The organism is Parasphingopyxis marina (assembly GCF_014237875.1).
GTDB lineage: Bacteria > Pseudomonadota > Alphaproteobacteria > Sphingomonadales > Sphingomonadaceae > Parasphingopyxis > Parasphingopyxis marina.
Map to the genome: position 1 here is coordinate 718,596 of NZ_JACJVJ010000002.1, position 19,372 is coordinate 737,967.

A 19,372-nucleotide genomic window follows, 5' to 3' on the forward strand; every position below is an offset into this window, starting at 1 on the left:
AGGCCATGAAGGCGCTCACGAAAACCACCCGCTCGGCAAACAAGTTCGATGTGGACAAGAAATGGGTGCTGATCGACGCCGACGGTCTCGTCGTCGGACGCGCCGCTGCCGAGATCGCCAAGATCCTGCGCGGCAAGCACAAGCCGACTTTCACCCCGCATGTCGATTGCGGTGACAATGTCATCGTCATCAACGCGGAGAAGGTCCGCTTCACGGGCAACAAGCGCGCCCAGCAGACCTATTACAAGCATACCGGCTATCCGGGCGGCCTGAAGGAAGTGACGGCCGACAAGGTTCTCGAGGGCCGTTTTCCCGAACGCGTCCTTGAAAAGGCCGTCGAGCGCATGATCCCGCGCGGCCCGCTGGGCCGTCAGCAGATGCGCAACCTGCGCATCTTCGCCGGGACCGAGCATCCGCACGAAGCCCTGAAGCCCGAGGTCATCGACCTCGCTTCCCGCAATCGCAAGAACAAGGTGGGCGCATAATGGCCGACGAGAAGAAAGATCTTTCCGATCTCAAGGAACTGACCGAAACCGCTACCGAAGAAACGCCGGCGGCCGAAACCGCCGAAGCGCCTGCGGAAGCCGAAGCGCCGGCCGATGTCGCCGTGATGGAGCCGCCGGTGGAAACCGTGCCGCTGCGCGAACAGGAAATCGACGAGCATGGCCGCGCCTATGCCACCGGCCGCCGCAAGGACGCGGTCGCCCGCGTCTGGCTGAAGCCGGGCAAGGGTGCGATCACGATCAACGGTCGCGATCAATCCGCCTATTTTGCGCGGCCTTCGCTGCGCCTCGTGATCAACCAGCCGTTCGATATTTCGGACCGCCGCGGCCAGTACGACATCTTCGCCACGGTGAAGGGCGGCGGGCTTTCGGGCCAGGCCGGCGCCGTCAAGCACGGCATCAGCCAGGCGCTGTCCCGCTTCGAACCGAAGCTGCGCGGCACGATGAAATCCGCCGGCTTCCTGACCCGCGACAGCCGCGTCGTGGAACGCAAGAAATACGGCAAGGCCAAGGCCCGCAAGAGCTTCCAGTTCTCGAAGCGCTAAGGCCAAGCTTCAATTCGTCGCTATTCGAACGCTCTCTCGCCCCATCGGCGGGAGAGCGTTCTTTTTTATTCCGGCGACAGGCGTTAAGGCCCTAAAAACGATTTCGGGACGCGATAGTGACGGCAAGCCATATTACCCACCTCGAATGCACGACGACGGGGGAAAAAGTGGAAGCCGGCACGCTCCACAATCTTTCGCCCGCCGGATCGCCGCTTTTCGCGCGCTACAACCTGGATGCGCTCAAGGGCAGACTGACCCCGGATAGTTTCGCCGGGCGCGACGCCGGTTTCTGGCGTTATCGCGAATTGCTGCCGGTCCGCGATGCCGCCAATATCGCGAGCCTCGGCGAAGTCTTTACGCCACTGGTCCCGCTCCGCGGGATCGGCAGCGGCACCGTTGTCGTGAAAGACGAGGGCCGGCTGCCGACCGGGTCCTTCAAGGCCCGCGGGCTGGGCGTTGCGATTTCGATGGCCAAGGAACTCGGCGTTACCCGCATCGCGATACCCACCAACGGCAATGCCGGCGCCGCGACCGCCGCCTATGCGACGCGCGCGGGCATCGAGAGCTATGTCTTCTGCCCGGACGATACGCCGCAAACCAATGTCCGCGAAACCGCGCTCCAGGGCGGGAAGGTCTGGCGCGTCAACGGCATGATCGACGATTGCGGGAAGATCGTGCACCAGGGCGAAGAGGCCATGGGCTGGTTCAACGTCGCCACGCTGCGCGAACCCTATCGCGTCGAGGGCAAGAAGACGATGGGCTTCGAACTCGCCGAACAGCTGGGCTGGGAATTGCCCGACGCGATCTTCTATCCGACCGGCGGCGGCACTGGGCTGATCGGCATGTGGAAGGCGTTCGACGAACTGGAAGCGGTCGGCCTGATCGGCCCGAAGCGCCCGCGCATGATAGCGGTCCAGGCCGCCGGATGCGCGCCGATCGTCCGCGCCTTCGCCGCGGGCGAGGATCGTGCGGAGCGCTGGGAAAACGCCTCGACCGCGGCCGCAGGCATCCGCGTTCCCGCGGCAATCGGCGATTTCCTCATCCTCCGCGCGTTGCGGGAATCGGGCGGGTTCGCGATTGCCGTCGAGGAGGAGGAAATCTTCGATGCGCGCGCGCGGATCGCCGGCGAGGAAGGATTGCTGCTCTGTCCCGAAGGCGCGGCGCCGGTTGCGGCCTATCTGAAAGCCCTGGAAAACGGGCTGATCGGCAAGGACGAGCGCACAATAATCTTCAATTGCGGCAACGGGCTCAAATATCCGATGCCCGACCATTCCCGCACGCTCGATATGCATGCGCCGATCGACTGGGAAAGCTTCGCCTGATTACCGTTGGTTAACAGCTTTTTCACCTCCCAAAGCTAGCGTGGCAGCCACAATAGCCGAGGGCCCCCAGTGCAAGAAACCAGCCACATAACGCCATCCCGGACGCTGTCCGAAACGATTCGCGTTTATCTGATGGAGACCGTCCGGATTTCGGCCCAGAAAGGGTCGTTCCGCTACCGGTCTTTCCAGAACCAGGTGCGTTCGGCGAGCCGGGCCTATCGGGACCTGCTGCCCGTCGCGCTCGTGGTCACCCCGCTGCTCGCCTATCTGTTCTGGGATATCGGCGAACCCACGCTGCTGATCCTGGGTACCGCCTTCATATGCGGCGCGGCGCTTTTCGGTATCGTTCATTTTTCGGACTGGAGCATCAGGCGCAATATCGACCGGGCCAGCACATTCGCCATATCGCTGTGCCTGACGACCTTTCTGGGCGCGATCGGCTGGAGCCTGTTCCTCAGCGGGCTGTTCCTGGAGGGAACCGAAGAGGTCCGGCTGTTCGTGCTGTGCATGCAGGTGGGGCTGATCGCGGTGGGCGGACTGATGTTCATCAACCTGCCCGCCGGCTATCTGAGTTTTTCGCTGCCGATCGCGGTGGACCTTGTCGTCAACCTCGCCGCCCGGGAAAGCGGCACGCCCTGGATCATGTATCCTCTCCTCCTCGTCCTGCTCGTGCTGCTGGGGCGGACCGTGGTGGACCAGACCGTCCAGCTGGTCGAAGCGAACATGGCGGCCGAAAAACTGGTCCAAGCCGAAGCCGATCGCGAGGCGCTGAAGAGCGACACCCGCAACCTGGAGGCCGAGCGCGCGCAGGCGCTGCTCGCCGAACGCGAAAAGCTCTCCGAGCTCCAGCATGAGGAACTCGTCGCCCTAGGGGCGCAATTCAAGGAAACGGTCGTCAAGATCGCCGGCAGCCTGAGCGCGGCAATCGCCAATCTCGATCTTTCCTCCACCGATCTTGCCCGGGTATCGGGCGAAGCCGGCGCCGACGCAGCGGCGGTTTCCCAGCGCGCGGAAGGCGCGAACACCGCCGTCCAGCACGTCGCCACCGCGGTCCAGCAACTTGAAACGTCGGTCGGCGAGATTTCCGACCAGATCGGCAGCAGCCTTTCGCTCAACCGTACGGTCGAGGAAGCGGCGCGCCAGAGCGACAGCGCCATGGACATGCTGCGCGAACGCACCCAGGGGATCGGCCAGATCGTCTCGCTGATTTCCGAGATCGCCGGACAGACCAACCTGCTCGCGCTCAACGCCACGATCGAGGCGGCGCGCGCCGGCGAAGCCGGCCGCGGCTTCAGCGTCGTCGCGCAGGAAGTGAAATCGCTCGCCCAGCAAACCACCAACGCCACCGAAAATGTCGGCCGCCAGCTGCGCGAGATCGAGGAAGCGGTCGAGCTTGCGGTCAGCGCCATGTCCAAGGCGACCAGCGAGATCGACGGCATGACCGATATCTCCAACTCGATCGCCTCGGCGGTTATGGAACAGCGCGAGGCAACGCGGAATATCGGCGACAACAGCATCCGCGCCGCGCAGGACACGGACGAGGTTCAGCAGAATATTCAGCGCGTCGCCAGCGCCGCCAAGACCACCGGCAGCCTGAGCGCCGATGTCAGCCGTACCGCCGAAAGCCTGGCCGAACAGGCCGATGCGCTGCGCACCGCGACCGAGGCCTTTCTCGAAGCGCTGCGCGCCGCCTAGCGGCGAACGGCTGGAGCCGGGCTAGCCTGCCGTCGCAGCCGAGAGATCGGCGAGAAACGCCCGCACCCGCTCCGCATTGACGCCGAGATCGCTGATCCCGACCCGGCTCACCGAGCGCATGTTCACCACGCTCCCCGGGCCGTTGGGGTTGGGTGTCACGCGCAGCACGACATCGTCCTTGAACCGGTAGATCGACACGGTTTCGGTCGCCTCCAGCCGGCCGGTCGCGGGATCGGCGGCGGCGAGTTCCCAGCCGCGCTCCTCAACCAGCCGTTCGGCCGCAGCGATCGTTTCGGGCACCGATACCGGAACGATGATCGGCTGGATGTCCGGATAGGCCGTTTCATGCCATTCCCGCCATGCCATCGCCGGATCGCCTTCAACCGGCGGCATCGCGGTGCGGTTGTCGGCACGCAGGGTGAGCGTTTCGAAGGCCGGCGGGTTGGAAAGATCGGTCGTGATATCGTGGATCGGCGGCACGGTCGCCGCCTTGCCGAAGGTGTAGGAGACGATGCCGACGAACGCGGCGGCCACGACGATGCCGACGACCGGCCAGAGCGCACGCCGCCAATGCTTGCCGATCATCAGGAAGATCAGCGCAATGGTGCAGAGCAGCCCGCCCGCCATCGCCACCCAGGGCAGATAAAAGAGCGACATGAGGCTGATCTGCCAGCCGAGCCAGCCGGCCCCGGTCATCAGCGCCATGGCGAGCGCGGCAAGCGGCGCGCCGATACCGAGCAATACGCCGATTCTCGCGATCCAGCGGACCGCCGGATGCGGTGTCCGCACGCCGCTTTCCGGCGCGCCAGTCGCGGCTATGCTCTCATTCTCGGCCATGGCCCCTCTCCTCCCAGAAGCCGCCTTTCTACCACCGGCGAGGCAGCGCGCATAGCGGGAGCTTCATGGCCATCGGCGGGGCATGGACATGGCGGCCCGCATCTGCAAAACAGCGCCGCCCGGAGCACCGGCGCAAAGCGCGGGCGGGTGTAGCTCAATGGTAGAGCTTTTGCTTCCCAAGCAAGTGACGAGGGTTCGATTCCCTTCACCCGCTCCATTCCCCCTCCCCCGCCCGGCGCGTTGATGGTATGCGACAGGGGTTCTGCTTCGAATCTGCCAGGCGTCCCGGGCACCTTTGGTGCGCAGGCTGCACATCGCCGGGCACCAGGGGGTATGGCGCAGGGCCGCGCTGAAACGAGCGCCAGTATCAAAATCGAGTCGCGAAGCGTTTTTGGGGGAAGCCATGTCCAGGCTGGACATCCGCTTGTTGGGAGATTTCGAACTTGCCCGCGACGGCGAACCCCTCGCCCTGCCCGCCTCGCGCAAGACGCGCGCGCTGCTCGCCTTCCTGATCGTCACAGAACGGCCGCAACGGCGCGAACGACTGTGCGAGATTTTCTGGGACCTGCCCGACGATCCCCGCGCTGCGCTCCGCTGGTCGCTGAGCAAGCTGCGCCCGATCGTCAACGAGGCGGATATCGTCCGTCTGGTGGCAGACCGGGAGCGCGCCGGCTTCGAAGCGATCGACACGGAAATAGACCTGTCGCGTATCGAGGCGCGGCTTGCCGACCCCACCGCCAGCGCCGATGCGCTCACCACCTGCGCGCGGCTGCTCGGCGAGGAACTGCTGACCGGCATCGACCTGCCCGACCAGCCCGATTTCGCCGCCTGGCTCTCCTATGAGCGCGAACGGGTCGAGCGGCTGCGTGGAAAGGCGGTCAAGCGACTGCTCGAACATCCGGACATGCCGCCCGACCGGGCGATCGACTATGCCGAACGCTGGATCGAGATCAGCCCTTTCAGCCGCGACGCCGCCAATGCGCTGATCGCCGCCTATCGGCAAATGGGGCGGGACCGCGAAGCCTCACACCTGATACGCGAGATCAAGAGCCGTTTCGCGGACGCCGATATCGAATGGGCGCCCGAAGAGCCGGCCCCGGACGCCGAACCCGCCACGACCCGCGAGCGCGGCCGCGCGTTGCTCGAACGCCAGACGATCAATTTCTGCAAGGCGCCGGACGGGGTGAATATCGCCTATGCCACGGTCGGCGAAGGCCCGCCCCTGATCAAGGCGGCCAACTGGCTTTCGCATCTCGAATATGACTGGGAGGCGCCGTGGAGCCCGCTGTTCCGGGAACTCGCGCAGGACCATCGCTTCATCCGCTACGACGAACGCGGCAACGGCCTGTCCGACTGGAATGTCGAGGATCTTTCGCTCGACACCTTCGTCACCGATCTCGAAACCGTGGTCGATACGCTGGGCATAGAGCGCTTTCCCCTGCTCGGCATTTCGCAGGGCGCGGCGGTGTCCATCGAATATGCCGCGCGCCATCCCGAACGCGTTTCGAAACTGATCCTGTTCGGCGGCTATCCCGCCGGCTGGCGACTGACGGCAACGCCGGAACAGGCCGCCGAGCGCGAAGCCATCATCACCCTCACCAAATCCGGCTGGGGCCAGGACAACCCCGCCTATCGCCACATCTTCTCGGCGACCTTCATGCCGAGCGCCAAGGCCGAACAGCTCGCCTGGTTCGACGATTTCCAGCGCCAGACCGCCTGCGCCGAAAATGCCGTGCGCTTCCTGGAGGCTTTCTCGGTGATCGACGTGCGCCACCGGCTCGCCGAAATCCGCACCGAAACGCTGGTGCTCCATTCGCGCGGCGACAAGCGCATCCCCTGGGAAGTCGGCCGGGATATCGCGGCCGCCATTCCCGATGCGAGCCTGGTCACGCTGGAAAGCGACAACCATCTGCTGATCGAGGGCGAACCCGCCGGGGAAACCTTCGTCGAGGCGATCCGCGAATTTCTCGTCCGCTAAGCGCCGCTAGATACCGCCGGCGAAGGTTTCGAAGCCGGCCGTTCCAAGCGCCTCGCAAAGCGCCGCAAGACAGGCATCGAGCGCATCCCGCTCGGTCGAGCGAATGACGAAATTGGCACCGACCTTCCCTTCCCGGAAAAAGGGATAGCTGCCGATCTGGCAGTCGGGATGGGCCTTTTCGATCGCGCCCAGCGTATCGGCGACCTCGCTCTCCGCCGTCCAGCAGCCGATGGTTTCGGAAATGACGGGATCGCCGCCTTCCAGCTGGCCGGTCAGCGCGTCGAGCATCTGCGCCGCGATATGCGGGATGCCGGCCATGATGAAGATATTGCCGTGGCGGATGCCGGGCGCGCCCGACATGCGGTTCTCGATCAGCTCGCCGCCCTCGGGCACCCGCGCCATTCTGAGCCGCGCCTCGTTGAGCCCGCCGCGCGTTTCATAATAGGCTTCGAGCACCGCTCGCGCGCGCGGATGGACGATCACATCGACGCCGAGCGCGGCGGAAACCGCATCGACCGTGATATCGTCATGGGTCGGCCCGATCCCGCCGGTCGTGAACAGATAGTCGACGCTGGCCCGCACCTCGTTCACCGCCTCCACGATCCTCTCGAGAATGTCGGGCACGATACGCACTTCGGCGAGGCGAATGCCCTGCACGTTCAGCCATTTTGCGAGCGTCGCAACATTCTTGTCCTGGGTGCGGCCGGACAGGATCTCGTCGCCGATGACGAGCATCCCGGCAGTCCAGATTCGTTTTTCGCTCATGGCGACGGCCATAGCGTGGCGGCGCTCGGCAGGTAAAGCGGCCTTGCGGAGGCACGCGCCGAGTCTTCCAACTTTCATCAAAGCGTCGATCCGTTTTCGCGAAACGGTCAAGCCGGAGTCATCGCCGCTACCCCCGCCTGTCACAGCAGGGCGGTAAGGCTTGGCGGCAATATCGTGTGCAGGGGCCCGCCAGAATATCGTGCGCCGCACAATTTCCTTGTCCTTTCGCAAGATCGCGAAGGGCAAAGCGATTTCTGGCGTCACTCGCAATAATATATAATAAATTCAATATTTTATGGGCATTTTTCTAACCCGTTTGTCATGGCCGTGTAACAGCCAAACCTTAGCCCCGCGTTCCGAAGCCAGAAATTTGCTGCGTCGCACAAGAGCGGCGGCGCGGGCTGGCTCATCGCCTTGAAATTCGTCCGATCGCAGGGAATTTGAAATATGAAAACCACTCTCCTTCGCGGCACGGCGCTCTTCGCGCTGGCCATCCCCGTCACCGTCCAGGCGCAATCGACCGGCTCGATCGAGTTCGATCAGCCGCCGATCGTCGTCACCGGCGCGCGCGCGACGTCGATCAGCGGCTTCGAAATTCCCGAGACGCCCAAAGCCCGCCAGGTTCTCGACGCCGAAGCGATCCGCGCCCAGCGCCCCGGCCAGACGATCAACGACATCATCAACCTGATCCCCGGCGTCAGCTTCCAGAACAACGACCCCTGGGGATCTTCGGGCGGCGGCTTCACGATCCGCGGCTTCACCTCGGACCGTATCTCGCAGACGCTGGACGGATTGCCGCTCAACGATTCGGGCAATTACGCGCTCTACACCAACCAGCAGGTCGATCCCGAAATCCTCGAATCGGTCAGCGTCAATCTGGGCGTGACCGATGTCGACAGCCCAACCGCTTCGGCCGTCGGCGGAACGATCAACCTGCGCACCCGCGTGCCGAGCGACGATTTCGCGATCCTGGCGTCGGGCAGCTATGGCAACATCCTCGCCGAGGGATCGGGCGACCGCCCCTATTACCGCATCTTCGGCATGGTCGACAGCGGCGACATCACCGGCATCGGCACCAGCGCCTTCTTCTCGGCAAGCTATGTCCATTACGACAATCCGTTCAACAATTACGGCGTCGTCGACAAGCAGCAATATAATGCCCGTATCTATCAGCGGATCGGAACCAATGGCGATTTCGTCTCGGTCGCCGGCCATTATAACCAGAACCGCAACAATTTCTTCGGGTCCTTCTCGCTGCAGGCCTTCCCGACGACGCGCGAAGACCGCTTCTACGACATCAACTTTCCCTGCACGGTCGATGCCCCGACCTCGGGGGTTGCCGATATCGACAATAATTGCGGCGCCGAATTCGATCGCCGCTTCAACCCGTCCAACACCGGCAATATCCGCGGTGCCTCCCGCTTCACGCTCGCCGAGGGCCTCGTCCTCACCGTCGATCCCAGCTATCAATATGTGAAGGCCAATGGCGGCGGCGACGAGGAGCTGCTCGAACAGACGTTCGATATCAACGGCACGCCCTATACCGGCTTCATCCGCGGCGGCTATTATTTCGGCCGGGATCTCAATGGCGACGGCGATGTGCTCGACGAGGTCACCGGCCACGATCCCAGCCAGACGCAAACGCACCGGTTCGGCGTCATCTCCTCGCTCGCCTATGACATCAACGACTGGCACCGGCTGCGGCTCGCCTATACCTGGGACCGGGCCCGTCACCGCCAGACGGGCGCGACCTCGGTGGCACTGCCCGACGGCGAGATCGCCGACGTCTTCCCGATCAACGACCCGCTGGTGACCGCCGACGGCTTCGTGCTCAACAAGCGCGATCGCCTGTCCTACGCCATCCTGCACCAGGTTTCGGCCGAGTATCGCGGCCAGTTTTTCGACGAGGCGCTCACCGTTTCGCTCGGCCTGCGCGCACCCTTCTTCACCCGTCGCCTGAACCAATATTGCTACACGACCTCGGCCGGGGGCTTTCTCGATTGCATCGGCACCCAGGATCCGACCGCCTATGAAGCGGCCAATCCTAACGCCGCCGCGCCGCAGTCACGCACCTATAATTACGATCGGCTGCTGCCCAATGTCGGCTTCGTCTACGACGTTTCGGACGTCGCCTCGATCTTCTTCAACTATGCGCAGGGCCTTTCGGTGCCCGGGACCGATCCGCTGTATAATTCGCTGTTCTTTGCCGATCCGGACGCGGCGCGCCCCGCACCGGAAACCACCGACAGTTTCGATCTCGGCATGCGTTTCCAGGGCCCGACCTTCCAGGGCCAGATCGCGGCCTGGTACACCCGCTACGAGAACCGCCTCGCCTCCGCCTATGATCCGATCCTCGACACAACCGTCTATCGCAATCTCGGCGTGGTCGACAAATATGGCATCGACGGATCGATCGCCTGGCACCCGACGCCCAACACGCTGCTCTACCTGTTCGGATCCTACACCGAATCCGAAATCCAGGACGACATCCAGAACGGCGTGGGCACCTTTCTCGATACCGCCGGCCGCCGCGAAAGCGGTTCGCCGCAGCTGACTTACGGCGCGCGCGGAGAAATCCGGTTCGGCAACCTGCAGATCGGGCTACAGGCCAAACATACCGGCGAGCGCTATATCAACGACGAGAACCTGCCGATCGCGGGTTATCCGAGCGCGACCGTCGGCGGCTATACGCTGGTCGATTTCGACATGCGCTACGACATCATGGAACTGCCCACCGGCGGCAACATGTCGGTGCAGCTCAACCTGACCAACCTGTTCGACGAACTCTATGTCGGCAGCTTCGGCGGGTCGCTTTCCGCATCGAGCTCGCCCTTCGTGCAGATCGGCCCGCCCCGCGCCGGCAGCATTTCGCTGATCGTCGGCTTCTAGGAGCCACGCCAACAGGGCCCTGCGCAAACGCGCGGGGCGAGAGCAGCGGCGGCGCCCCTTGGGTGCCGCCGTTTGCCTGTCGGCGACCCGGGGCCCGACACAAAAAAGGGGCGGACGATCGCTCGCCCGCCCCTTTTCGGGGAAATAAATACTGACCCCTAGGCTTTGCCGGTGCGCCAGCCCTCGGCATATTCTTCGCGCGCCGTCGTCGAATACGGCACGGGGCTGACAATCGCGCGAACCTGAAGCTGCTCGTGCGGCTCGACCGTTTTCTTGGAGGTGCCGCCATCGGGCTCGCCCCAGGTCACGATGACCTCATGGCCTTCCTGGACGTCCGGATCGACGGTCGCCAGCGAGAGACAGGTCTTCTCGTTATAGCTGTAGCCGGTGAACATCGAGAAGCCGACATCGTGGCCGTCCGCCGAGACCTTGTCGTAGTTGGACGAGGCATAGTTGGCGAGCGGCAGGTCGAAATATTTGTAATGCGGGCCTTCCGGATGGACCATCGAGGCGAAGATCTTGGCGACGTCCTCGGGGTTCCAGGCCAGGGTGACCTTCTTGCGTTCGGTTTCCGGGTTCATCGCCTCGAGCGCCTCGCGGCCGATGAAATCATGGTCGAACTTGATGAACGGACCATAGCCGAGCGCATAAGGCGTGACGTAATAATCCTCGATATTGTCGGAGACATAGCTGCCACCGATCGAACCGACCGCCTCATAGCTGTCGGCACCGAGCCATTCGCGATACGGCTTCATCTTCTCGCCGGTATAGACGGCGGGAAGCGGCGACGGGATCCAGCCCGATTCCAGCGTGTTCGACGGATAGGCGCGCGAACCGACGGGGATGATGCCGAACTCGGCGCCTTCCTTCAGGATCGTGTCGCGGATGAAATCCTTGTCCTCATACGGACCCCAGATTTCGAGGCCCGGCGCGCCGGCCATGCCGTGACGCAGCGTGCGGACTTCCTTGCCGCCGATATTCATCGACGACATGTGGAAGAATTTCAGGCGCTCCAGCGTGCCGCCGTGCAGCTTCTCGATCACGTCCCAGGCGTTGGGGCCCTGGATCTGAAAGCGATATTCGGTGCGCGAAACCGCCTTGCCGTCGGGGATCGAGGGCGAGCGGTTATCGTAGATGATCTCGACATCATAGCCGCCGGTTTCGGCGTTGAACTGGATCCAGTTCGCGGTCGGGTTGCGGCCGACGAAAACGACTTCCTCTTCGCCGAGATGGAACAGGATGCCGTCACCGATGACATGGCCGTCATAGGAACACGGCACCATCTGCTTGGCGCGGTTGATCGGGAAGTTGGAGAAGCTGTTGATCGACAGCTCGCTCATCAGGCGGACGGCGTCCGGACCCTTGGCGAAGATGTTCACCATATGGTGAGACTGGTCGAAGAGGACCGCGCTGTCGCGCCATGCCGCCTGCTCGCTCCGCCAGTTCGAAAATTCCGATCCGACGACGGGATAAACATAGGCGCCGAGCTGCGAATTCCGCAGCATTTCGACGGTGTTACCTGACTGTTGAAGCACTTCTTCGAGATTCGATGCCGCCATGGCAATCCGCTCCTTTCCTAACAACATGCCCATTCAAAGCATTGTTATCGTTGACTAAAATCTGCTCAAAACTTTCGGCAAAGCTCCGAATCCGAACGGACCCAAATGGCTTGCTCGGGCACCCGGTTAGCATTATGCAGTGTTACATACAAATTATAAGTTCTGGACTTTAGAGGATGCCGCGCGCGGGCCGTCGATTTTCCGGCCCGATGCGACGATCGGAGGGCGTAATGCGATGGACACGCTGACGATGGCGCGGCCGGCCGAAGCCGAAGCCAAGACTCGAATCGCGCGTTTGGCATCATCCTGTTCCTACGAGATATCGGCGCGCGATTTCGCCGGGCTGGATCTCGCCCGCCCTGCCCTGCCGCCCGGCACGATGGTCGCGATCATCTGGACGCCCCGGGACAGCGACGACGAGCGGGTGGCGATGGCCCGCGCGCTGACCGACGCCGGTTACCGGCCGTTTCCGCATATCGGCGCCCGTCATTTCGAAAGCGACGCCGCCCTTGACAGGCTGCTCGGGCGCCTGGCGGACGAAGCCGGCGTTACCCGCGCCTTCGTCATCGGCGGCGATTGTCAGCGGCGCGGGCCGCTATCCAGCGGATATGACGCCCTCGCGACGGGGCATTTCGCGCGGCACCGCTTCCGCGAGATCGGCCTGCCCGGCTATCCCGAGGGCCATCCGCGGATCGCCGCCCCGGTGCTGGTCGGGGACATGAAGGCCAAGCTCGCGCTCGTCCGCGCCGCGGGCATGAAGCCGCTGGTGCTGACCCAGTTCGCCTTTCATGCCGAACCGATCGCCGACTGGCTGGGCGACGTTCGCCGCGACGAACCCGACCTGCCTATCCGCATCGGCCTTGCCGGCCCTGCCACTGTCAGGACGCTCCTGCGCTATGCCGCGCTGTGCGGCGTGGAAGCATCGCGGCGTGGCCGCAAGACGCTGGGCAGTTCGCTGATCAAGCTGCTGGGCGAAACCGGCCCCGATCCCGTCATCCGGGCGCTCGCGGAAAGGCCCGAAGCGCTCGAGGCCGGCCCTACCGATCTGCATATCTTCCCCTTTGGCGGCCTTGCCAAATCGGCGAAATGGGTGAACGCGCTGGCCGACGGAAAATTCGCGATGGCCGCGCGCGGTGCCGGACTCAAATTCACGGGCTAGCGAACGATGCCGATGCGGCATGGCGAAATCGCGATCCAATGGTTATATAGCTGCGCATGAACGACTATCAGACAATCACCGCCGCCGATTCCGTAGTGCGCGACGGCACCATCAAGCTCCATGACGAGGCCGGCTTTGCCGGCATGCGCGCGGCCGGAAGGCTCGCCGCCGAAATTCTCGACGCGCTTGTCCCCCATGTCGTTCCCGGCGTCACGACCGAGGAACTCGACGATTTCGTGTTCGAACGGATGAAGGCGGGCGGCGGCATCCCAGCGACGCTCGGCTATCGCGGTTATACCAAAAGCTGTTGCACCTCGATCAACCATGTCGTGTGCCACGGCATCCCCGCGGACAAGGCGCTGAAGGAAGGCGATATCGTCAATATCGACGTGACGCCGATCCTCGACGGCTGGCACGGCGATACCAGCCGCATGTACACGGTCGGCAAGGTGCCGATCAAAGCGCAGCGGCTGATCGACGTGACCTATGAAGCGATGATGCTCGGCATCGAGCAGGTGAAGCCCGGCGCACGGCTGGGCGACATTTCCCACGCCATCCAGACCCATGCCGAGGCGCAGCGCTATGGCGTGGTGCGCGATTTCTGCGGCCACGGCCTTGGCCGCCTGTTCCACGACGCCCCGGAAGTCGTCCATGCCGGCACTCCCGGCACCGGCCCCGAATTGCGGCCCGGCATGTTCTTCACCATCGAACCGATGGTCAATGTCGGCAAGGCGGCGGTAAAGGTGCTCGAAGACGGCTGGACCGCGGTAACGCGTGACAAGTCCCTCTCCGCCCAGTTCGAACATTCGGTCGGGGTGACCGAAGACGGCGTCGAGATTTTCACGAAAAGCCCGACCGGCCTCGACAAACCGCCATACGCCTGAGCATCTCCTTCGCCGTACCAATTGCAACGCCACCGCTCCTGCGCCAATATTGGCGCGACAGGGAGAGGAATCGCTATGCGCACATGGATCGGCCTGGCACTGGCCTTGGGCATCGCGGCCTGTTCGTCCGGAAATAATCCCGGCTCTTCCAGCACCGCCCAGGGCGCGGCCAAGATCGACGGCGACTATCTCTCCACCGGCGGCGACGGCAGCGACTGGCCGGCCGTCAACTACAGCTATGCCGAGCAGCGCTTCAGCCCGCTCCAGCAGGTCAACCGCGACAATGTCGGCCAGCTCGGCATCGCCTGGTATGCCGAGCTGCCCGACGCGCGCGCGCAGGAGGCCACGCCGGTCGTTGTCGACGGGGTCATGTATATCACGGGGCCCTGGTCGAAAGTCTTCGCCTATGATGCGCGCAACGGCGAACCGCTCTGGTCCTTCGATCCCGACGTCCCCCGCTCCACCCTGCCCGATGCCTGTTGCGACGCAGTCAATCGCGGCATCGCCGTGTGGCGCGGCAAGCTTTATGTCGGCACGCTCGACGGACGGCTGATCGCGCTCGACGCGATCACCGGCGCCCAGCTCTGGTCCACCCAGACGACCGACCAGGACCGCCCCTATACGATCACCGGCGCGCCGCGCGTGGTGAACAACCATGTCATCATCGGCAATGGCGGCGCGGAATTCGGCGTGCGCGGCTATGTTTCCGCTTATGATGCGAACACCGGCGCGCTCGAATGGCGCTTCTACACCGTACCCAACCCCAGCGGGGCAGCCGACAACGCCGCGTCCGACGAAGTGATGCGCACCGCCCGGCGGACATGGTCCGACGAGGGGCAATGGCATGAAACCGGCGGCGGAGGCACGGTGTGGGACGCGATCGTCTACGATCACGAGCTCGACCAGCTCTATATCGGCGTCGGCAATGGCAGCCCGTGGAACCACGGCCTGCGTTCCAACGGCCAGGGCGACAATCTCTTCCTCTCCTCGATCGTCGCGCTCGATCCCGATACCGGCGAATATCTCTGGCACTATCAGGAAACCCCGGGCGAGACCTGGGACTATACGGCGACCCAGCCCATCATCCTCGCCGATGTCGAAATCGACGGGCGCCCCCGCAAGGTGTTGATGCACGCGCCGAAGAACGGCTTCTTTTTCGTCATCGACCGAGAAACGGGATCGCTGATCTCCGCCGACGCGTTCGTCGAGGGGATCAACTGGGCCACCGGCTATGACGATCAGGGCCGTCCCATCGAGAACGAGGCGGCACGTTTCTACCGGACCGGCGAACCCTTCATTGCCAGCCCGGGCCCGATCGGCGCGCACAACTGGCAGCCCATGGCGTTCAGCCCGCAAACCGGGCTCGTTTACATCCCGGCCAATATCGCGCCGCAAATCTACATCCCGCCGGGCGATGAGGAGCAGGCGCAGCTCAGCCCGGTCGGCTTCAACACCGGCACCAATCTGTTCGACGCCTTCCTGCCGCGCGACGAAGCGACGCTCCAGGCGGCGATGGCATCGCTGCGCGGCCAGCTCGTCGCATGGGATCCGGTGGCGCGCGAAGCGCGGTGGCGGGTGGATTATCCGACCCCCTGGAATGGCGGCATCCTGACCACGGCCGGAGGGCTTGTCCTGCAGGGAACGGCAACCGGCGAGTTCAAGGCCTATGACGCGGCGACGGGCGAGGAGCTCTGGTCGATGGACGTGCAATCGGGGGTTTTGGCCGGCGCATCGACCTATCTCGTCGACGGCGAGCAATATATCGCCTTCACCACCAGCCGGGGCGGCGCCTATACGATCACCGCCGGCCAATCCGACATGACCGCCGGGCAGGTGCCGAATATCCCCCGGCTTATCGTGCTGCGCATCGGCGGTACCGGCGTACTGCCGGACGCGCCCGATCTTTCCGCCGTCCAGCTCAACCCGCCCGAAGCGACCGGAACCCCCGAACAGCTCGTCCAGGGCGAGCGGCTCTACACCCGCTATTGCATGATCTGCCACGGCGAAGGCGCCGGTGGCGGCGGCGTGAATCCGGACCTGCGTTTTTCCGGCGCGCTCGGCGATGCCGCCGCGTGGCGCGCGCTCGTGCTCGGCGAAACGCTCCGCGCCAACGGCATGCCGGACTTCAGCGATGTCCTGAACCCGGCGCGCGCCGACGCCATCCGCCACTATGTTATCGACAAGGCCAATTGGGACCTCGCCCGGCTGCGGGCGCGGCGCGAAGAGGAAGCCGATAATGACAGCTGATCGGGCTTCGCTTGCGACTCGCCCGGCGCCCGGCCTATGAATTAGCCTGAAAGTCACCGCCCTAAAGGAAGCCAGCCCCCATGAAAAAGATCGAAGCGATCATCAAGCCGTTCAAGCTCGACGAAGTGAAGGAGGCGCTGCACGAGGTTGGCGTTACCGGCATGACCGTGACCGAGGCCAAGGGTTTCGGACGGCAAAAGGGCCATACCGAGCTTTATCGCGGCGCGGAATATGTCGTCGATTTTCTGCCCAAGGTGAAACTGGAAGTCGTCGTCGATGACAGCCTCGCCGAACGCGCCGTCGAAGCGATCCAGAACGCTGCGCAGACCGGCCGCATCGGCGATGGCAAAATTTTCGTTTCCACAATCGATCGCGCCATCCGCATCCGCACGGGCGAACAGGATAGCGACGCCGTCTAAGCGTTTATAACGCACCGCAAAAAAAATTTTGTGCAGTTGCGAAGAATGGTATAGGTTTCTTTCTTCACGGCCCGCTAACAGGAAGGCAAAATTTCATGGCTACGAGTGCAAAGGACATTATCAAACGTATCAAGGACGAGGAGATCGAGTGGGTCGACCTGCGTTTTACCGATCCCAAGGGCAAGTGGCAGCACCTCCAGATGTGCGCCGGCGTGATGGGCGAAGACGAATTCGAAGATGGCCTGATGTTCGACGGCTCCTCGATCGAAGGCTGGAAGGCGATCAACGAATCCGACATGATCCTGCGGCCCGACATGGAAGCGGTCTATGAAGACCCCTTCTCCGCCACCCCGATGCTCGCCGTGTTCTGCGACATCGTCGAACCGGGCACCGGCGAACTCTATGCGCGCGATCCGCGCTCGACCGCCAAGCGTGCCGAGGCTTTCGTCAAATCCTCCGGCGTCGGCGACACCGTCTATGTCGGCCCCGAACCCGAATTCTTCATGTTCGACAATGTCCAGTTCGAAGACGGTTATGCCGGCAGCGGCTACAAGATCGACGATATCGAACTGCCGACCAACACCGGCACCGCCTATGAAAGCGGCAATATGGGCCACCGGCCGCGCGCCAAGGGCGGCTATTTCCCGGTCCCGCCGGTCGACAGCACGATGGACGTTCGCGGCGAGATGGTTTCGACCCTGCTCGAAATGGGCCTGCCGATGGACAAGCATCATCATGAAGTCGCCGCGGCGCAGCACGAACTCGGCCTGACCTTCGGCACGCTGACCCAAACTGCCGACCGCGTGCAGATCTACAAATATGTCGTGATGATGGTCGCCCAGGCCTATGGCAAAACGGCGACCTTCATGCCGAAGCCGATCAAGGAAGATAACGGATCGGGCATGCACACGCATATGTCGATCTGGGACGGCGGCAAGCCGACCTTCGCCGGCAACGGCTATGCCGGCCTGTCCGACAATTGCCTCTATTTCATCGGCGGTGTCGTCAAGCACGCCAAGGCGCTCAATGCCTTCACCAACCCGACGACCAACAGCTACAAGCGCCTCGTCCCGGGCTTCGAGGCCCCGGTGCTGCTCGCCTATTCGAGCCGCAACCGTTCGGCCTCCTGCCGTATTCCCTATGGATCGGGCGACAAGGCCAAGCGCGTGGAATTCCGTTTCCCGGATCCGCTCGCCAATCCGTATCTGTCCTTCTCCGCTCTGCTGATGGCCGGCCTCGACGGTATCGAGAACCGCATCCATCCCGGCGATCCGATGGACAAGAATCTCTACGACCTTCCGCCGGCCGAACTGGCGGAAGTGCCCACGGTTTGCGGCTCGCTGCGCGAGGCGCTCGAAGCGCTCGAGGAAGACAATGACTTCCTGACCAAGGGCGACGTGTTCACGATCGACCAGATCGAAGCCTATGCCGAGCTCAAATGGGAAGAGCAGATGCGCTGGGAAACCACGCCGAGCCCGGTCGAATACGATATGTATTACAGCGCCTGACCCCTTTCTCAGGCTTTGGAAGCGCCCGGAATCCGCAAGGATTTCGGGCGTTTTCCGTTGGGCATCAGCCCCATCTTAACCTCCGCATAGCCCGGAAATCCGCCAGTTAGCGTTAGCGATTTAGTAATGTCCCATTGTTAGACGACGGTTGGGGACAAAAGGGATTCTTTTGGGGGAGCGTATGCACAAACTTCGCTCGCATTTCGTGTCCGGCGAGGCGCCCGCGCCGACATCGCCGGTGATGAAGAAGCAAAATGGCAGCGCATCGCACAGCGCCAGCCTGTCTGCAGCCGATATCCGGCGCAGGGAGCGCCGCCGTTCGCACCAGCGCACCGAGGATCGGCATCGCCTGTCCGAGGAAGAAGCGACCATGCTCTACGATGACGAAGAGCATGGCGTGGGCCTGATCAACGTTTCTTCCGGCGGCGTGATGATCGAAACCGACATCGTTCCCAACATCAACGATACCGTCGGCCTGCGATTCGGCGACTGCATCCCCATCGAAACCACGGTCCGCTGGGTGGCCAAGGGCCGGGTCGGCCTGGAATTTTCCGACGAAACCGAGATCATCGACGACGAGGGCAATGCCCATTCGGTCGTCGAAGTCGTGCTGGGTGCCGCCGACGGGATCGACGAGCGGCGTTCCAACCTGGAACGCCGGGGCAACGCCTTTCGCCACGGCCTCTACTGGACCGGCGAATTGTGCATCGACGATGCCGGCGTCGGCGTGCGCGTGCGCAACATTTCCGCCACCGGCGCCATGGTGCGCGCGACCGAAAACAAGGACTGGCTGATCGTCGGCACCGAAATCGAACTCGATCTCGGCATGCCCGGCTGCATCCTCGGCGAGATTCGCTGGCGCCGGGACGAAGAGCTCGGCCTGCGCTTTTTCCGCGAATTCGATCTGCGCCGCCTCTCCACCGACTCCAGCTGCCCTTCGGGGGAAAAGGCCTGGGTCAAACCCGAATATCTGAAGACGAAGAACCTGCCGCCGGCAAATTAGCCGCACGCACGACGCACTTTCGAACGGCTCGGGACGCGATTTTCGGGCCGTTTTTCTTT

The 19,372-nt window shown here is 63.5% G+C and carries 15 protein-coding genes and 1 tRNA gene; 13 read left to right on the forward strand and 3 right to left on the reverse strand.

The window, feature by feature from the left end:
• The first annotated feature begins 5 nt into the window (after positions 1-5).
• From rplM to H6P80_RS12310, 4 genes are all read left to right on the forward strand, one after another.
• The gene (gene rplM, locus H6P80_RS12295; RefSeq protein WP_185801656.1) at positions 6-485 is read left to right on the forward strand and encodes a 50S ribosomal protein L13; all 480 of its coding nucleotides are present in this window, start codon (positions 6-8) and stop codon (positions 483-485) included.
• The gene (rpsI, locus tag H6P80_RS12300) at positions 485-1,048 is read left to right on the forward strand and encodes a 30S ribosomal protein S9 (protein ID WP_235973879.1); all 564 of its coding nucleotides are present in this window, start codon (positions 485-487) and stop codon (positions 1,046-1,048) included. The genes rplM and rpsI overlap by 1 nt, the downstream gene beginning before the upstream one ends.
• A gap of 116 nt (positions 1,049-1,164) precedes the next feature.
• Positions 1,165-2,370, forward strand: coding sequence for a threonine synthase (locus tag H6P80_RS12305; protein ID WP_328805006.1), 1,206 nt, complete (start codon positions 1,165-1,167; stop codon positions 2,368-2,370).
• A 132-nt stretch (positions 2,371-2,502) separates the two neighbouring features.
• On the forward strand, positions 2,503-4,065 hold the full coding sequence (locus H6P80_RS12310) for a methyl-accepting chemotaxis protein (protein WP_185801657.1): 1,563 nt from the start codon (positions 2,503-2,505) through the stop codon (positions 4,063-4,065).
• Between the two features lie 21 nt (positions 4,066-4,086).
• Here the strand turns inward: H6P80_RS12310 and H6P80_RS12315 are convergent, their stop codons facing one another.
• Positions 4,087-4,902: a DUF1499 domain-containing protein gene (locus H6P80_RS12315; RefSeq protein ID WP_185801658.1), complete on the reverse strand. Its 816-nt coding sequence runs from the start codon at positions 4,900-4,902 to the stop codon at positions 4,087-4,089.
• Positions 4,903-5,045: 143 nt separating this feature from the next.
• Here H6P80_RS12315 and H6P80_RS12320 point away from each other — a divergent pair.
• A tRNA-Gly gene (locus H6P80_RS12320) sits at positions 5,046-5,119 on the forward strand.
• A gap of 186 nt (positions 5,120-5,305) precedes the next feature.
• Positions 5,306-6,880, forward strand: coding sequence for an alpha/beta hydrolase (locus tag H6P80_RS12325; protein ID WP_185801659.1), 1,575 nt, complete (start codon positions 5,306-5,308; stop codon positions 6,878-6,880).
• 6 nt (positions 6,881-6,886) lie between these two features.
• Here H6P80_RS12325 and H6P80_RS12330 read toward each other — a convergent pair whose 3' ends face one another.
• Positions 6,887-7,645, reverse strand: coding sequence for a competence/damage-inducible protein A (locus tag H6P80_RS12330; protein WP_185801660.1), 759 nt, complete (start codon positions 7,643-7,645; stop codon positions 6,887-6,889).
• Between the two features lie 447 nt (positions 7,646-8,092).
• Here H6P80_RS12330 and H6P80_RS12335 point away from each other — a divergent pair, with 447 nt between their 5' ends.
• Positions 8,093-10,534, forward strand: a complete 2,442-nt coding sequence (locus H6P80_RS12335; RefSeq protein ID WP_185801661.1) for a TonB-dependent receptor — start codon at positions 8,093-8,095, stop codon at positions 10,532-10,534.
• A 158-nt stretch (positions 10,535-10,692) separates the two neighbouring features.
• Here H6P80_RS12335 and ligM read toward each other — a convergent pair whose 3' ends face one another.
• Complete coding sequence (gene ligM, locus H6P80_RS12340) at positions 10,693-12,093, reverse strand: vanillate/3-O-methylgallate O-demethylase (protein WP_185801662.1); 1,401 nt, start codon at positions 12,091-12,093, stop codon at positions 10,693-10,695.
• Positions 12,094-12,328: 235 nt separating this feature from the next.
• On the opposite strand from ligM, the gene H6P80_RS12345 reads away from it, so the two are divergent.
• The 6 genes from H6P80_RS12345 (at position 12,329) to H6P80_RS12370 (ending at position 19,313) form a co-directional block, all read left to right on the forward strand.
• A complete protein-coding gene (locus tag H6P80_RS12345; protein WP_185801663.1) occupies positions 12,329-13,252 on the forward strand; it encodes a methylenetetrahydrofolate reductase in 924 nt (307 codons plus the stop codon).
• Positions 13,253-13,308: 56 nt separating this feature from the next.
• The gene (gene map / locus H6P80_RS12350) at positions 13,309-14,136 is read left to right on the forward strand and encodes a type I methionyl aminopeptidase (protein WP_185801664.1); all 828 of its coding nucleotides are present in this window, start codon (positions 13,309-13,311) and stop codon (positions 14,134-14,136) included.
• Positions 14,137-14,211: 75 nt separating this feature from the next.
• Entirely contained in the window at positions 14,212-16,383 is a 2,172-nt protein-coding gene (locus H6P80_RS12355) for a PQQ-dependent dehydrogenase, methanol/ethanol family (RefSeq protein ID WP_185801665.1), read from the forward strand.
• A gap of 80 nt (positions 16,384-16,463) precedes the next feature.
• A complete protein-coding gene (locus H6P80_RS12360) occupies positions 16,464-16,802 on the forward strand; it encodes a P-II family nitrogen regulator (RefSeq protein ID WP_185801666.1) in 339 nt (112 codons plus the stop codon).
• Between the two features lie 95 nt (positions 16,803-16,897).
• Positions 16,898-18,310: a type I glutamate--ammonia ligase gene (gene glnA, locus H6P80_RS12365; RefSeq protein ID WP_185801667.1), complete on the forward strand. Its 1,413-nt coding sequence runs from the start codon at positions 16,898-16,900 to the stop codon at positions 18,308-18,310.
• A 181-nt stretch (positions 18,311-18,491) separates the two neighbouring features.
• Complete coding sequence (locus H6P80_RS12370; protein ID WP_185801668.1) at positions 18,492-19,313, forward strand: PilZ domain-containing protein; 822 nt, start codon at positions 18,492-18,494, stop codon at positions 19,311-19,313.
• Positions 19,314-19,372: the final 59 nt, after the last annotated feature.

Coding starts and splice junctions, on each gene's coding strand:
- rplM (WP_185801656.1), top strand. CDS start 6: ATGAAGGCGCTCACGAAAACCACCCGCTCGGCAAACAAGTTCGATGTG.
- rpsI (WP_235973879.1), top strand. CDS start 485: ATGGCCGACGAGAAGAAAGATCTTTCCGATCTCAAGGAACTGACCGAA.
- H6P80_RS12310 (WP_185801657.1), top strand. CDS start 2,503: ATGGAGACCGTCCGGATTTCGGCCCAGAAAGGGTCGTTCCGCTACCGG.
- H6P80_RS12315 (WP_185801658.1), bottom strand. CDS start 4,902: ATGGCCGAGAATGAGAGCATAGCCGCGACTGGCGCGCCGGAAAGCGGC.
- H6P80_RS12325 (WP_185801659.1), top strand. CDS start 5,306: ATGTCCAGGCTGGACATCCGCTTGTTGGGAGATTTCGAACTTGCCCGC.
- H6P80_RS12330 (WP_185801660.1), bottom strand. CDS start 7,645: ATGAGCGAAAAACGAATCTGGACTGCCGGGATGCTCGTCATCGGCGAC.
- H6P80_RS12335 (WP_185801661.1), top strand. CDS start 8,093: ATGAAAACCACTCTCCTTCGCGGCACGGCGCTCTTCGCGCTGGCCATC.
- ligM (WP_185801662.1), bottom strand. CDS start 12,093: ATGGCGGCATCGAATCTCGAAGAAGTGCTTCAACAGTCAGGTAACACC.
- H6P80_RS12345 (WP_185801663.1), top strand. CDS start 12,329: ATGGACACGCTGACGATGGCGCGGCCGGCCGAAGCCGAAGCCAAGACT.
- map (WP_185801664.1), top strand. CDS start 13,309: ATGAACGACTATCAGACAATCACCGCCGCCGATTCCGTAGTGCGCGAC.
- H6P80_RS12355 (WP_185801665.1), top strand. CDS start 14,212: ATGCGCACATGGATCGGCCTGGCACTGGCCTTGGGCATCGCGGCCTGT.
- H6P80_RS12360 (WP_185801666.1), top strand. CDS start 16,464: ATGAAAAAGATCGAAGCGATCATCAAGCCGTTCAAGCTCGACGAAGTG.
- glnA (WP_185801667.1), top strand. CDS start 16,898: ATGGCTACGAGTGCAAAGGACATTATCAAACGTATCAAGGACGAGGAG.
- H6P80_RS12370 (WP_185801668.1), top strand. CDS start 18,492: ATGCACAAACTTCGCTCGCATTTCGTGTCCGGCGAGGCGCCCGCGCCG.